This is a genomic window from Pseudomonas sp. PP3, from assembly GCF_905336995.1.
GTDB classification, from domain to species: domain Bacteria; phylum Pseudomonadota; class Gammaproteobacteria; order Pseudomonadales; family Pseudomonadaceae; genus Aquipseudomonas; species Aquipseudomonas reinekei.
In genome coordinates, this window is the sequence record NZ_HG995459.1 from 3316533 (window position 1) to 3331216 (window position 14684).

The 14684-nt window shown below is 58.7% G+C and carries 16 protein-coding genes; 9 read left to right on the forward strand and 7 right to left on the reverse strand.

The annotated features are described in order from the left end of the window. Window positions 1–50 precede the first annotated feature (50 nt). Window positions 51–269, forward strand: a complete 219-nt coding sequence (locus KHO07_RS14990) for a DUF2970 domain-containing protein (protein ID WP_150732771.1) — start codon at window positions 51–53, stop codon at window positions 267–269. A 6-nt stretch (window positions 270–275) separates the two neighbouring features. On the opposite strand, the gene KHO07_RS14995 is transcribed toward KHO07_RS14990, so the two are convergent. Continuing rightward, the gene (locus KHO07_RS14995) at window positions 276–1361 is read right to left on the reverse strand and encodes an ABC transporter substrate-binding protein (RefSeq protein ID WP_150732770.1); all 1086 of its coding nucleotides are present in this window, start codon (window positions 1359–1361) and stop codon (window positions 276–278) included. A gap of 519 nt (window positions 1362–1880) precedes the next feature. On the opposite strand from KHO07_RS14995, the gene KHO07_RS15000 reads away from it, so the two are divergent. Both KHO07_RS15000 and KHO07_RS15005 read left to right on the forward strand, forming a co-directional pair. After that, window positions 1881–3539, forward strand: coding sequence for a nitrite/sulfite reductase (locus KHO07_RS15000; protein ID WP_150732769.1), 1659 nt, complete (start codon window positions 1881–1883; stop codon window positions 3537–3539). Continuing rightward, window positions 3523–4017, forward strand: coding sequence for a DUF934 domain-containing protein (locus KHO07_RS15005; RefSeq protein ID WP_150732768.1), 495 nt, complete (start codon window positions 3523–3525; stop codon window positions 4015–4017). The genes KHO07_RS15000 and KHO07_RS15005 overlap by 17 nt, the downstream gene beginning before the upstream one ends. Window positions 4018–4092: 75 nt before the next feature. On the opposite strand, the gene KHO07_RS15010 is transcribed toward KHO07_RS15005, so the two are convergent. Beyond that, window positions 4093–4401 (reverse strand): hypothetical protein, encoded by a 309-nt coding sequence (locus KHO07_RS15010; RefSeq protein ID WP_212624721.1) that lies wholly within the window; start codon window positions 4399–4401, stop codon window positions 4093–4095. 196 nt (window positions 4402–4597) lie between these two features. Then, entirely contained in the window at window positions 4598–5620 is a 1023-nt protein-coding gene (gene sohB / locus KHO07_RS15015) for a protease SohB (protein ID WP_150732766.1), read from the reverse strand. A 201-nt stretch (window positions 5621–5821) separates the two neighbouring features. Between sohB and KHO07_RS15020 the strand changes: the two genes are divergently transcribed. The 5 genes from KHO07_RS15020 to KHO07_RS15040 all read left to right on the forward strand — a co-directional run bounded on the left by KHO07_RS15020 (window position 5822) and on the right by KHO07_RS15040 (window position 10266). Beyond that, complete coding sequence (locus KHO07_RS15020) at window positions 5822–6532, forward strand: histidine phosphatase family protein (protein ID WP_212624722.1); 711 nt, start codon at window positions 5822–5824, stop codon at window positions 6530–6532. Window positions 6533–6610: 78 nt separating this feature from the next. Beyond that, window positions 6611–6925: an SCP2 sterol-binding domain-containing protein gene (locus KHO07_RS15025; RefSeq protein WP_007946492.1), complete on the forward strand. Its 315-nt coding sequence runs from the start codon at window positions 6611–6613 to the stop codon at window positions 6923–6925. 140 nt (window positions 6926–7065) lie between these two features. After that, entirely contained in the window at window positions 7066–7929 is an 864-nt protein-coding gene (locus KHO07_RS15030) for a LysR family transcriptional regulator (RefSeq protein WP_150732764.1), read from the forward strand. 106 nt (window positions 7930–8035) lie between these two features. Further along, entirely contained in the window at window positions 8036–9181 is a 1146-nt protein-coding gene (locus KHO07_RS15035) for an SRPBCC family protein (protein WP_212624723.1), read from the forward strand. Then, window positions 9178–10266 carry an SMP-30/gluconolactonase/LRE family protein gene (locus KHO07_RS15040; RefSeq protein ID WP_212624724.1) on the forward strand — a complete coding sequence of 363 codons (1089 nt, stop codon included), beginning with the start codon at window positions 9178–9180 and terminating at the stop codon, window positions 10264–10266. Before KHO07_RS15035 ends, KHO07_RS15040 begins: the two co-directional genes overlap by 4 nt. A 130-nt stretch (window positions 10267–10396) precedes the next feature. Here the strand turns inward: KHO07_RS15040 and KHO07_RS15045 are convergent, their stop codons facing one another. Beyond that, window positions 10397–10558, reverse strand: a complete 162-nt coding sequence (locus KHO07_RS15045; RefSeq protein WP_212624725.1) for a hypothetical protein — start codon at window positions 10556–10558, stop codon at window positions 10397–10399. Window positions 10559–10670: 112 nt separating this feature from the next. Further along, window positions 10671–10904, reverse strand: a complete 234-nt coding sequence (locus KHO07_RS15050; protein ID WP_075944762.1) for a DUF465 domain-containing protein — start codon at window positions 10902–10904, stop codon at window positions 10671–10673. A 217-nt stretch (window positions 10905–11121) separates the two neighbouring features. Between KHO07_RS15050 and KHO07_RS15055 the strand changes: the two genes are divergently transcribed. Then, complete coding sequence (locus KHO07_RS15055) at window positions 11122–11643, forward strand: DUF4142 domain-containing protein (RefSeq protein ID WP_212624726.1); 522 nt, start codon at window positions 11122–11124, stop codon at window positions 11641–11643. A gap of 53 nt (window positions 11644–11696) precedes the next feature. On the opposite strand, the gene KHO07_RS15060 is transcribed toward KHO07_RS15055, so the two are convergent. Together KHO07_RS15060 and KHO07_RS15065 are read right to left on the reverse strand one after the other, a co-directional pair. Then, the gene (locus KHO07_RS15060; RefSeq protein ID WP_150732760.1) at window positions 11697–11921 is read right to left on the reverse strand and encodes a hypothetical protein; all 225 of its coding nucleotides are present in this window, start codon (window positions 11919–11921) and stop codon (window positions 11697–11699) included. A 117-nt stretch (window positions 11922–12038) separates the two neighbouring features. Further along, a complete protein-coding gene (locus KHO07_RS15065; protein ID WP_212624727.1) occupies window positions 12039–14669 on the reverse strand; it encodes an excinuclease ABC subunit UvrA in 2631 nt (876 codons plus the stop codon). Window positions 14670–14684 lie beyond the last annotated feature (15 nt).

The following is a 14684-nucleotide window of genomic DNA, read 5'->3' on the forward strand; positions in this document are numbered from 1 at the left end:
GGCCGGCAGATTGTCTATGCTTTGAGGACTTACTGACAGGCGAGGGATTTATGGACGATCCAGTCGACAACAAACCGCCGACCTTCTGGCAGATGCTGCACAGCGTCATGGCGGCAGCGTTCGGGGTGCAGAGCGGCAAGAACCGGGCGCGGGACTTCACCCACGGCAAGCCGAGTCATTTCGTGGTCCTCGGGATTTTGTTCACCACGGTGTTTGCCCTGACCCTGTTTGGCATCGTCAAACTGGTGCTGCTGCTGGCAGGGATCTGAAACGGCTCAGTGCATCAGGGTTTGCAGGCTGAACGGGTAGCGATAGGACGTTGGCCGCCCCTTGGCCGATAGCTTGTGGAAGTCCACCCCGAAGTCCTGTGCGTTGCTCAACGCCAACAGTCGCCTGGCTTGCGTTCGGTTAATCAGTTGCAACAGCGGAATCTCTCGGTCCCGGCCGCCGTATTGGCTGATGTCGACGCCCTCGTCATAGTCATGCAACTCAACCATCGCCCAGCCACCCAGGCTGAAATGCCCGCCCAGCAACACGCTCAGGCGATTGTCGAGTAACGCTTGCAATGCCGCGGGTGAATTGTTGATGGTGCCGAACAACGCATCCTTGCCGGGAACCCCTCCCGCTTCGACATACGCCTGCATGACACCAAACGCCATTTCGTCGTTGGCGACCCACACCAGTGAGGTTTGCGGATAACGCTTGAATAGCAGTTTGGCTTGTTCGTAAGCGCGCTGACGTGTCCAGCCGCCATACACCAATTGCCGCAAACGCACTTCTGGATGTTCGGCCAGCGCCCGGCGCATGCCTTGCTCGCGCAACTGCGCCGACGGCGTGATTTTCAAACCGGAGAAAGCCAGCAGGTCAATTGTCTGGCCTGGCGCTACTGGCGCATGCGACCGAATCAACTCCTTGAGCATCAGGTAGCCACCTTCCTCGTCGTTGGGCACCAGGCTGCCGATCCAGTCGGGGTACTTGTCGGGTTGGGCACCGAGCAATTTTATCTGATCCACGGTCAGGGCGTTGTTGACCATAAACAGTTTCACGCCGCTGCCGTGTGCCAGGCGCAGCACTTCGGGGGCGACGGATTGCTCGTTGACGAACACCAGGTAGTCGGGACGATTGGGTCCCTGAAGCGCTTCGCGCGCCTGTTTGATGATGTTTTCAGGCACCCGATCGGAATACAGGATGCGCAGGTCCATGCCCAGATCCCTGGCGGCGGCCTGCATGAACTGCGAGTAACTGACCCAAAAAGCTTCCCTGGTGGTTCCCGGGTTCAGGAACAATACCGACGCTGCTTGAGCGCACGGTCCCGCGACCATGCCCAGCGCCAGCACCACACCACTTAGAAACTTCAACATTTTGTCGACCAGGCCCCGGAAATTCGCTGCGCATTATAGCCAGCGAACGTCCGCAAAACGGCGATTATTCCGGTTTTTGTCCGACAATCGTCGGACCGAGGCCCGGTCGTGTCGTTTACTGGTGACTCACCCAGAATACAGCGGTGCCGACGACCAGAATGATCAGGAACAGAATCGCCCAGGCATCGACGGAGCTATCGCTTTTCCTTGCTTTGGTTGGGTTGCTCATTGCATCGCCTCTTGTCGGTTTTATCGGTGATTGCATAAGGACTCGACCACAGTTAAGACGATGATTGTCCGCACGACAAATGTGGATTAGCTAATAACAGTCATCGTTAGGCGATTTGGTTCTTTACATATACTCAAACATCACTTTTGCGCATAACTGCAAACTGGTATCTTGCCCCGGCTCCATAAGGAGTGCGCGGCCGTGCGCGCAGAATTGCAGAGGCTCTTGGACTGCGGCAAGCAAAAAACGCAGCTGTATCCGAGCGACCCAAGCCTGAGAACAGGACTTATATGTACGTATACGACGAATACGATCAGCGGATCATCGAGGACCGCGTCAAGCAGTTCCGTGATCAGACCCGACGCTATCTGGCAGGTGAGCTGAGCGAAGAAGAGTTCCGCCCCCTGCGCCTGCAAAATGGCCTCTATATCCAGCGTTTCGCACCGATGTTGCGAGTGGCGGTGCCTTACGGCCAACTGACTTCGCGCCAGATGCGAATGATGGCCAAGATTGCCCGCGACTACGACAAGGGCTACGCCCACATCAGTACCCGGCAGAACGTGCAGTTCAACTGGCCGGCGGTGGAAGACATCCCGGACATCCTCGCTGAACTGGCCACCGTGCAGATGCACGCGATCCAGACCAGCGGCAACTGCCTGCGCAACGTCACCACCGACCAGTTCGCCGGTGTCGCTGCCGACGAACTGATCGACCCGCGCCCATGGTGCGAGATCGTCCGCCAGTGGACTACGTTCCACCCGGAATTCGCCTACCTGCCGCGCAAGTTCAAGATCGCCGTGAATGGTTCGACCTCCGACCGTGCCGCCATCGAAGTCCACGACATCGGCCTTGAGCCGGTGCACAACGCCGCCGGCGAACTGGGCTTCCGTGTACTGGTTGGCGGTGGTCTGGGCCGTACCCCGGTGGTTGGCGCGTTCATCAACGAATTCCTGCCGTGGCAAGACCTGTTGAGCTACCTCGACGCCATCCTGCGTGTTTACAACCGCTATGGCCGTCGTGACAACAAGTACAAGGCGCGGATCAAGATTCTGGTAAAAGCGCTGACGCCTGAAGTCTTCGCCCAGAAAGTCGATGCGGAAATGGAACACCTGCGCGGTGGCCAGACCACACTGACCGAAGCCGAAGTGCATCGCGTTGCCAAGCATTTCGTCGACCCGGACTACAAGGCCCTGGAAAACCAGAACGCCGCACTGGCCGAGCTCGACCAGCAAAACCCGGGCTTCGCTCGCTGGCGCGTGCGCAACACCCTGGCCCACAAAAAGCCGGGCTATGTTGCCGTGACCCTGTCCCTGAAACCGACCGGTGTTGCACCGGGCGACATCACCGACAAGCAGCTCGACGCTGTCGCCGACCTGGCCGACCGCTACAGCTTCGGTCAACTGCGCACCTCCCACGAACAGAACATCATCCTGGCCGACGTCGAGCAGGACAAGCTGTTCACCCTGTGGGGCGAGTTGCGCGAGCAAGGTTTCGCCACGCCGAACATCGGCCTGCTGACCGACATCATCTGCTGCCCGGGCGGCGATTTCTGCTCCCTGGCCAACGCCAAGTCGATCCCGATTGCCGAATCGATCCAGCGCCGTTTCGACGACCTGGACTACCTGTTCGACATCGGCGAACTGGACCTGAACATCTCCGGTTGCATGAACGCCTGCGGTCACCACCACGTCGGCCACATCGGCATTCTCGGGGTGGACAAGAAAGGTGAAGAGTTCTACCAGGTTTCCCTCGGCGGCAGCGCCAGCCGTGACGCCAGCCTGGGCAAGATCCTCGGCCCGTCCTTCGCCCAGGAAGCCATGCCGGACGTGATCGAGAAGCTGATCGACGTGTACATCGAACAACGTACCGAAGACGAGCGTTTCATCGACACCTATCAGCGTATTGGCATCGACCTCTTCAAGGAACGCGTCTATGCAGCGAATCATTAAGAACAACGCCGTCGTCGACGAAACCTGGCACCTGCTGCCCAAGGATTTCAACATCGACGAGATCAGCAACTGCGACGACTACATTGTCCCGCTGCAATTGTGGCGCGAACACAGCCGCATGCTTCTGGCCCGCGACGGCGGCCTGGGCATCTGGCTGGATGCCGATGAAGAAGCCGAAGAAATTGGCGAAGACGTGGCGAATTTCCAGGTTATCGCCTTGAACTTCCCGGCCTTCACCGATGGCCGCAACTACTCCAACGCCCGCCTGCTGCGTGACCGTTACGGTTTCAAAGGCGAACTGCGGGCGATTGGCGATGTGCTGCGCGATCAGTTGTTCTACATGCACCGCTGCGGTTTCGATGCGTTCGCTGTACGCGCCGACAAGGACCCGTATGAAGCGCTGGAAGGTCTCAAGGACTTCTCGGTGACCTATCAGGCCGCCACCGACGAGCCGCTACCGCTGTTCCGTCGTCGTTAATAAAACAAAGCCTTGATGACTTTGGTCATCAAGGCTTTTTTACATCTGCAATACACTTTCGCTTATAAGAACGGATTAAAACTCGACTTGCTGGAGTCCTCTTTTTTGAATGGCATATGCCAGTGCAGCGACATCATCAAACAACGTACCGTTCAAACTTCCCCAGTTTTCGCCTTCGATGAAAACCTTGAACTCCGGCTTCCACGCACTGGGCTGATGGCGCCTGATAAAGGTGATCAATATCTCATCATTCGCGGATCGATGGACAACCTTGTGATCCCTGTCGGGCCGTGAATCGACAAGAAACATGAGCTTTTGCGGTAGTAACTTTACAAAAAGAGCGAAGTCATCCGGATTAACATTGTAGTGAGCGATCATTTCCATTGTGCAACTTCCTTGCTGCTGATTAGGGAAAGCCGATTCTAATCAAACCCTCTGAAAAATAAACATCTTTAATAAGCACAAAATATTTATCAAACTTCGTAGTCGTGTGTTTTTTATTTAAGCCATTCAACTTTTATCTCATAAAAAAACCGCAGCGTCTGCTGCGGTTTCGTTTAGTACAGTTGCGTCTCAAGCGTCACCAGAAACGATTTTGTGTCAGGCGCCCCCACCAGTTCATCAGCACGCGATCGACTGAACTACTGGCCGCCATGCCGATGCGCTCTTGCAGGCTTTTACGCTCGGCGTAGTGCAGGTGATACAACTCGGACTGCTTGGCGCGCTCCGCGAGGTATTCGTCGCTGGTCTTGAGCTCGTCCACCAGTTGCTTGTCCAGCGCCGCGATACCCAGCCAGATTTCGCCGGTAGCCACTTCGTCGATGGCCAATTGCGGGCGATAGCGGGCCACGAAGTTCTTGAACAATTGATGGGTGATGTCCAGGTCTTCCTGGAACTTCTCCCGGCCCTTCTCGGTGTTTTCGCCAAACACGGTCAGGGTGCGCTTGTACTCGCCGGCGGTCAGCACTTCGAAGTCGATATCGTGTTTTTTCAGCAGTCGGTTGACGTTGGGCAGCTGCGCAACCACGCCGATCGAACCGAGGATCGCGAACGGTGCGCTGATGATCTTCTCGCCGATGCACGCCATCATGTAGCCGCCGCTCGCCGCCACCTTGTCGATGCACACGGTCAACGGCACGCCGGCTTCGCGGATACGCGCCAGTTGCGAGGACGCCAGGCCGTAGCTGTGGACCATGCCGCCGCCGCTTTCCAGGCGCAGCACCACTTCGTCTTTCGGTGTGGCGAGCGTCAGCAGTGCAGTGATTTCGTGACGCAGGCTTTCAGTGGCGGACGCCTTGATGTCACCGTCGAAATCCAGCACGAAAACCCGTGGTTTGGCCTCGGGCTTTTTCTTCTGTTTTTTCTCGGTCTTGACCTGGGACTTGCGCAGGGCCTTGAGCTGATCCTTGTCGAGCAAGGTTTGCTCCAGGCGTTCACGCAGTCCTTTGTAGAAATCATTGAGCTTGCTGACCTGCAACTGGCCGGCCGTTTTACGGCGACCCTTACTGCGCAATGCCGCAAAACTGGCCAGGACCACCAGAATGGCGATCACCAGGGTCACAGTCTTGGCCAGAAAAACGGCGTACTCGGAAAAAAACTCCACAGGGACTCCTCAAACGATGCGCGACATCTACGCGCGCGGGATGCCTCCAGCATACCCATGCGCCGGCCTTGCGACCAGCCGTGAAACCTCTGGCAACATGCCTGTAACGGGCATTTCAAACAAGCGTATGTTTTTTCATTGACAGCTCACCGCCATCCTCATAACCTCGCCAGAACTTCAACGTACCGGGATGACGCGGACGTGGGCAGTATCTATTTGATTCGACATGGCCAAGCCTCCTTTGGTGCAGACGACTATGACGTCCTGTCGCCGACCGGTATTCGTCAAGCGCAAATCCTCGGCCAGCATCTGGCCGGTCTCGGCATCAGCTTCGATCGCTGCCTTGCCGGCGACCTGCGTCGCCAGCAGCACACGGCCAACAGTGCACTGGAACAATTTGCGGCGGTAGGGCTGCCGGTTCCCATCCTCGAGACTGATTCCGCTTTCAATGAATTCGATGCCGATGCGGTGATTCGCGCGCTGCTGCCCGCCATGCTGCCGGACGAACCTGAAGCCCTGGACATCCTGCGCAATGCCGCGCAAAACCGTGGCGAGTTCCAGCGCATCTTCGCGTTGATCATCGAGCGCTGGCTGGCCGGCACCTATGACACACCAGGCCTGGAAAGCTGGCTGGGCTTTGTCGAACGTGTGCAGGCTGGTCTGCACCGGATCCTCGAACAGGCCGACAATACGCAGAAGATCGCCGTGTTCACTTCCGGCGGCACCATCACTGCCCTGCTCCACCTCATTACGCAAATGCCTGCCAAACAGGCTTTTGAATTGAACTGGCAAATCGTCAACACCTCGCTCAACCAGCTGAAGTTTCGCGGTCGCGAGGTGGCTCTGGCTTCCTTCAACAGTCATGCGCACCTGCAACTGCTGAAGGCCCCGGAACTCATCACTTTCCGTTGAGTCCGGACTATTGTGACCCTGGCTGTATTCACCCAGCTCTCATTACCCTGCTTTTAATACCAGAAAAAGGATCGAACCATGACCTCCGTAGCAGATGCAGTACAAGCAATGAAAGCCAAGTTCAACCCAGCCGCTGCCGCCGGCCTGGACCTGGTCTTCGGTTTCCGCATCGACGACACCAAGAACTTCTCGCTGATCGTCAAGGACAGCACCTGCGAGCTGCAGGAAGGCGAGAACCCGGACGCCCAGGTGACCCTGGTGATGGACGGCGAAACCCTGCAAGGCATCGTCGATGGTTCGACTGACGGCATGCAAGCGTTCATGGGCGGCAAACTGCGCGCTGAAGGCGACATGATGCTGGCAATGAAACTTTCCGAGCTGTTCCCAAGCTAAGCACAGTGCTCCCGACTTTCGGGAGTGCGACTGGCTTGATACGAATCCCGCCCTTGTGGCGGGATTCGTCGTTTCAAGCGCCTGTAGCCTGCAAGGGATAGCGCTCTTACAATGCCAGCATTCTCCGCTCTGGCCGCCCCATGGACATCGATCTCGCCCGCACCTTCCTGGAAATCGTCCGCCACGGCAGCCTTGCCGCCGCCGCCGAAAAACTCCACGTCACTCAAACTGCAATCACCGCCCGAGTACAGAAACTCGAAAGCCAGTTGGGCAGCACCCTGTTCGTGCGCAACCGTGCCGGAGCGCGCCTGACGCCCAATGGCGAAGCCTTCGTGGTGTACGCCAATCAACTGGTGGAAACCTGGGAAGCCGCGCGCCGGGACTTGCCGTTGCCCGAGGGTTATCACGATGTACTGCACATCGGCGGTGAAGTCAGCCTGTGCAACCCGCTGATGCTGAGTTGGGCCGGCGAGTTGCGCGAGAAGATCTCCAGCCATGCCCTTCGCATGGAGATTCGCGACGGCGAAAACCTGCTGCGCCAATTGGAACTGGGGGTGCTGGATGCGGCGCTGGTCTATCAACCCGAATATTGGCCGCGTCTGCAAGTCGAGCAGATTCTCGAAGAAAAACTCATCCTCGTCCGCCATCCGACGCGGCCTGATCCCTATGTGTATATCGACTGGGGGCCGGACTTCCGACGCCAGCACGATGCCGCGCTCCCGGAAAAAGCCAAGGCTGCGCTGAGTTTCAATCTGGGCCCGCTGGCCTTGCAGTACATTCTGGAAAACGGCGGCAGTGGCTATTTCCGTACCCGCGTCGTGCACAGTTACCTTGAAAACGGCGTGCTGGAGCAAGTGCCCAAGGCCCCGGAATTCAGCTACCCGACCTACCTGGTTTACTCCCGCGACCGCGACTCGGAAACCCTGCAACAGGCGTTCGATTTACTGCGCGAAGTGATCAAGTCCGATGACGATTGGTCGCAACGCTGGAACCCGCTGACGTAGGTCCGCTTTGCACCGGATCATGGCCGTTGTGTCCTCAACGTTGGGCCGGACAAAACGTCGAAATCGTCTAATCTGCTGGAGATAACAATAACGACAGGTGATTGCAGTGAGGCAGACCACCGAAGCATTCCGCAGCCGATACCGCGCCGACATCCACCCACGCTACAACCCCTGGTTACATGGCATTTTCGTGCTGCTGTTCGGCATGCTGGCGATCGCCGCGTTCCTGAGCAGCGTGCACGAGGTGCAACCGCTGCAATGGCTGGCGGTGCCGCTGACGCTGCTGTTGTTCAGTTGCGGCGTGTACGTGGTGCATCGGCATCTGGGCCATCACAAAAAAGCCTTCGCGCGGATGTTCTATGCCCGCCATGCCGGCGACCATCACAGCTTCTTCGCCCCCGGTTACATGACCTACGACAACGCACGCGACTGGCGGGTGATCCTGTTTCCCGCGTGGCTGATCGTGTTGCACACACTGGTGATCACCCTGCCCCTCTGGTGGCTGCTCACGCAGTTTGACGCCAACATCGCCGGTCTGGTCGGCGGGTGCATGGTCCTTGGCTACCTGACTTATGAAGTGTTCCATGCCTGCGAGCACTTGCCGCCGCACAATCCGCTGACGCGCCTGCCGTGGATTCGTCAGATGCGTCGCCTGCATGAACTGCATCATCGCCGCGAGATGATGCAGGAGCGCAATTTCAACATCGTATTTCCGTTGATGGATTACCTGTTCGGCACCCTCTATTGGGAACCGGAGCAGGCCACCCCGAACCTGACGAGAACGCCCATGACCCGCATGCAGCACCAGATCGAGATCGCCGGCAACCCCATCGACGTGCTCGCCTACGCCAGCAACGTGAGCCGCTGGCCGGAGTGGCATCCATCCTCCCTGAAGATCAACGGACAGAAAGGTGCGTTGCATGCCGGTGCCCGGTTCGAAGAGGACATCCGCGCCGGTGGTCGCGACGGGCACTTGAGTTGGCGAGTCGACGAGTATCTGCCGGGGCGGCGCTGGAGTGCCCGGGCTGAGGGTGATAACGGGCTGTCGTTGGTGGTGACTTACGAATGCGAGGCCGAGGGTGACAGCACCCGGTTTGTCCGCACGCTGGAGTATCAATTCAGTGGCCTGGCGATGCGCATTGCCAATCGCCTGTTGCTCAGGCGGCGGATTGACCGCGAGTCAGCGGCGTCGATGCTGGCATTGCGCGAGATGGCACAAAAATATCTGGCACAGTCAGGAGTCGGCGCGTGAGCCGATCGATCAGGGTTCACCATTGGGTGTTGCTGCTGATCGTTGCCATCGGCGGGCTCCTGCTGCTGATGCCGACCAAAGTGCAACCGGTGGCCTGGACGCCAGCGCCGGCGCCGTCCCTCACCGAAGGCCTCTATGCCGATAATCAGCGGCTCAAAGCCGTGGAGCGCGTGGGGGCTGCTGACATCGACGGGCCGGAAGCGCTGCTGCTGGAGAATGAAGCGCTGATCACCGGCCTGCATGACGGTCGCGTGATCAGCACCAGCCTTGATGGCAAGGTCATCAAAAAGCTGGCCGATACCGGTGGCCGACCATTGGGACTGGCTCGCCACCCGAACGGATTGCTGGTCATCGCCGACGCGGTCAAAGGCTTGCTGTCGCTGGATGCGCAGGGCCGTCTGGTCGCAATGACCACGGAGGCCAACGGCGTGCCCTTCGGTTTCACCGATGACGTGGTCATCGACAAACCGGGGCACTTTGCCTATTTCAGCGATGCTTCCAGCCGTTTCGGCTACGGCAAGGATGGCGAGGCCATCATTGAGCATGGTGGCGACGGTCGATTGCTGCGGTATGACTTCCAGACTGGCAAAACCTCGGTGTTGCTGGATAAGCTGGAATTTGCCAACGGCGTGACACTGGGGCCGGACGATGCTTATGTTCTGGTCAATGAGACCGGAGCCTACCGCATCAGTCGCTATTGGTTGACCGGTCCCAAAGCCGGCACCCACGATCTGTTCGTCGACAACTTGCCGGGTTTACCGGACAACCTGTCCTTCAATGGTCATGACCGTTTTTGGGTAGCGCTGTATTCACCGCGCAACGCCCTGCTCGATGCCACCGCGCCGCATCCCTTCATTCGGAAGATGATCGCGCGAGCCATGACCGTACTGCCCAAACCGGTTGAGAAACGTGGTTTTGCCCTGGGCCTGGATTTGGACGGCAAGGTGATCGCCAATCTGCAGGACGGCAGCGACGGCAACTACTCTCCGATCACGACCGTGCGCGAGTATGGCGAGTGGTTGTATTTCGGTTCGTTGAAGGCGAAGCATATGGTGCGATTGCCACTCAGTTCGGCATTGCAATAAACATCGCAAAACCAATGCAGGAGCGCACAACGCGGACCTGTAGTAGCTGGCTGGCTAGCGATGGCGTCCTCAAAATCGTGCAAAACCAAAGGCCTCATCGCCAGCAAGCCGGCTCCTACACGGATCGCGTTTAATTCAGATCGGAGTCGATACCCTCGTCCTCCGGCAATTCATCAATGCCCGGTTCTTCCTCAGGGTATTGAGTGGTGTGTGTCGGGCTCAGCGGTTGCGGATGGGTGGGCATCGGGTCGAAGCCACCCTGTTCTTCCGAGGGGAATTCTGGATCGTTCATGGAGGCACCTCGATTGTCGCCCGTGTTGTCAGGCTCTGAACATTCGAGGTGCCGTTGTCACTCACCGTTCCAATAGTTCAGTCACCGATCGTCGGTGACGCAAGGCCCTGAATCAGGACGGCGACTGGAGTTGTCTGACGATCTTGTCCTTGACCTCAAGGCGCTTGGCCTTGAGCTTTAACACTGCATCATCGCTGGATTTGGCCTGCTCCGCCTTCACCACCTCGGCGTCTGCCAGGGAATACTTGTTGATCAGTGAATCCAATAACGGATCCTTGGTGCGTTTCTGCTGGATTTCTTCCTTTGTGCAACTCAAGTCCTGAAAAAGGTCGTGGGGCACCGGCATGGAACACCTCCGTTAGTTAATCGGTAGCAAACGCGACTGATTGCGCTCGCCAACTATCAGAATGGCCTCGGTTGCACGGTTCTGTCGACCATCTGTCAGACCAGCGGTGTCCGTTCGTCGTCCTGTCGCAAATGCGATAAAACCTTTGCCCGCACCCCGGCCTCCACAGATTAACGATCACACGAGATCGCCCATGAAAACCGAGTGGAGAAAACCAATGGACGGATTTAACCTGCGCAACCTCGCCCTGGCCGTAGCCCTAACCACCAGCATGGGCGCGGCATTCGCTGCCACCTCCAATGACTTCGTCGACCATGCCGCTGCTGGCGGTATTGCTGAAATCGAAGCCAGTCGACTGGCCCTCGAAAAAAGCCAATCGGCGGACGTCAAGGCGTTCGCCAACATGATGATTACCGATCATGGCAAGGCCAATGACGAACTGGCGACCATCGCCAAGAAAAACGATATTGAAGTGCCGGACACCACAACGCTGGTGAAGCAGGCGAAGGAAAAGATCCTCGACATGCGCGATGAATCCTTCGATGCGGCCTACGCCAACAACCAGGTCAAGGCCCACGAAGAAGCCATCGAGCTGTTCAAGAAAGAAGCCAACACCGTGACCGATGACAAAACCAAAGGCGCGGTCGAGCTCAAAGCCTTTGCACAGAAAATGCTGCCAGGGCTGGAAAAACACCTGGATATGGCGAAAAAACTTCAGGCCGCTCATCCAGGCAAGTAATCGCAACGCGAAAAAAAGCCGCATTCCAGATGCGGCTTTTCCGTTTTCCGGCGCTAGCCGCCATCGGTATCGATATCGGCATCAGTGTCATCACTGGGCTTTGGACGATCGGGATTGGGCTTGAAGCCCGGGCTGAATTCATTGTCGTTGTCGGTATGGCGATTCTTCTGATCAACCACGTCATCGCCGCTTTGCGGTTGCGCCGTGGTTTCTTCCGGTTCGCCAAGGTTGTCGCTTGCGGTTTGATCCTGATGTGGTGTGCTGGTTTGTTCTTTCATCAATCACTACCTCATTCGTCACTGCATTGGCGCGGCTCAAACAGTCAGGCCATTTGAAGGTTGGAATGGAGCGCCTTCGCTAACGTTCCATCGGATCGACCACTTGCGACGACTTGATCAACCGAGTGTGCGGGCTAAAAACGGCGCCGTCCGGCTCTTTTTACTCTTCGCCACTTTCTGCGGCGTACCGGCCACCACTATTTTTCCGCCCTGATCCCCGGCCCCGGGACCGATGTCGATCACCCAGTCGCTCTGCGCCACCACTCGCATCTCATGCTCGACGACGATCACCGTGTGCCCCGCCACCACCAGGTTATTCAATTGTTCCAGCAAACGATCGACGTCCCGCGGATGCAGGCCGGTGGTGGGTTCATCGAGCACATACAGGGTCGCCCCGCGTTGATTGCGTTGCAGCTCGGTGGCCAATTTGATGCGCTGGGCTTCGCCACCCGACAGCTCGGTGGCCGGTTGGCCCAGGCGCAGATAACCGAGACCGATGTCGCGCAGCACCTCCAGTGAGCGGCGGATCGAAGCTTGCTCGGCGAACACCTCAACGGCCTGGTCCACGGTCAACTGCAGCACCTGGGCAATCGTGCGGCCCTGCCAGATGATCGCCAGCGTTTGCGGGTTATAGCGGGCGCCGTGGCACGTCGGGCAAGGCGCGTAGACGCTGGGCATGAACAGCAACTCAACGCTGACGAAACCCTCGCCTTCGCAAGTCGGGCAACGGCCCTTGGCGACGTTGAAAGAAAACTGCCCGGCGTCATACCCCGCTTCCTGAGCTTCGGGTGTGGCGGCGTAGAGCTTTCGCACGTTGTCGAACAGGCCGGTGTAGGTCGCGAGGTTGGAACGCGGAGTGCGGCCAATGGGTTTCTGATCGACTTGCACCAGACGCTTGATCGACGCCAGCCCCGCGGTGACCTGCCCGCCACTGACTTGCGGCGCGTCGTCTTCCAGGCTCAGCTCTTGCGCATCATTGTCGGTGGTCGGGCGTCCCAGGTGCGCACCGACCAGCTCCAGCAGCGCCTGGCTGACCAGGCTGGATTTGCCCGAACCCGAGACACCGGTCACCGAGGTGAAACACCCCAACGGAAACTCGACGCTGAGGTCGTTCAGGTTATTGCGCGTGATGCCTTCCAGACGCAGCCAGTCGCTCGGCTTGCGGGGTGCGCGAAGCGTGCGGGTTTGCCCGGCGAACAGATACGCGCGAGTTTGCGAGTCGGCGACGTCAGCCAAACCGGCGGGCGCGCCGCTGTACAGCACGCGTCCGCCATGCTCTCCCGCTGCCGGGCCGACGTCGATCAGCCAGTCGGCGCGGCGCATGGTTTCCAGATCATGCTCGACCACAAACAAGGTATTGCCGGCCGCTTTCAGACGTTGCAGGGCTTCAAACAGCGCCTCGCCATCCGCGGGATGCAGGCCGGCGGATGGCTCATCCAGCACGTAGATCACGCCAAACAATTGCGATCCCAGTTGCGTCGCCAGACGCAAACGCTGCAACTCACCCGAGGACAGCGTCGGCGTACTGCGCTCCAGTGCCAGATAACCGAGGCCCAGATCAGTCAGGGTGCTGACCCGTTCCAGCAAGTCCTGAGCGATGCGCTGTGCAGCCAGGCGTTTCTCCACCGACAGGTTCGGCGTGTGGCGCACATCCGGGGCATTGGCGTGGCCGCTCGCCCCGTGGGCCACCCGTTGTTCGCGAGCCTCGCGGGTTTGCTCGTGCGTCAGCACCTCGCCCGCCTCCTCGCCTTCTTCAAGGTAGTGCCGGGCCGCTACCGGTTTGAGTACTTCGGCGACTTGCAGCAACGGCATCTGCGACAGTTCGCCAATGTCGTAGCCGGCAAACGTCACCGACAACGCTTCGCGCTTGAGGCGTTTACCGTCGCACAAGGGACAAGGGCTGCCGAGCATGAATTGCGACACGCGCTTCTTCATCAGCGCACTTTGCGAGTGAGTGAACGTGTGCAGGATGTAGCGTCGCGCACCGGTGAAAGTGCCCTGGTAGCTCGGCTCCATTTTGCGCTTGAGGGCGACCCGGGTTTCTTCCGGTGTGAGCCCGGCATACACCGGCACCGTGGGCGTTTCTTCGGTGAAGAGAATCCAGTCGCGCTGTTTTTTCGGCAGTTTGCGCCAGGGAATGTCGACGTCAAAACCCATGGTCACCAGGATGTCCCGCAGGTTCTGGCCCTGCCAGGCCAAAGGCCAGGAAGCCACGGCACGTTGGCGGATGGTCAGGTTTGGGTCCGGTACCATCAGCGCTTCGGTGACCTCATAGACCCGGCCCAGGCCGTGGCATTCGGGGCAGGCGCCTTGTGGTGTGTTCGGCGAGAAGTCCTCGGCATACAGTATGGGTTGCCCCACCGGGTAGCTGCCGGCACGGGAATACAACATGCGAATCAGGCTCGACAGGGTCGTTACGCTGCCCACCGATGAACGCGTGCTCGGCGTGCCCCGCTGCTGTTGCAAGGCGACTGCCGGCGGCAAGCCTTCGATCGAGTCCACATCCGGCACGCCCACCTGATCGATCAATCGCCGTGCATAAGGCGCCACCGACTCGAAGTAGCGCCGTTGCGCTTCGGCGTACAACGTTGAAAACGCCAGTGACGACTTCCCCGAACCGGACACACCGGTGACCACCACCAGGGCGTCGCGTGGGATATCGACATCGACGTTCTTGAGGTTGTGTTCCCGGGCGCCACGCACCCTGACCATGCCGGAGGTTGGGTGGGAAGTGCGAGTGGCAGTCATCGGGGAACCTTGATT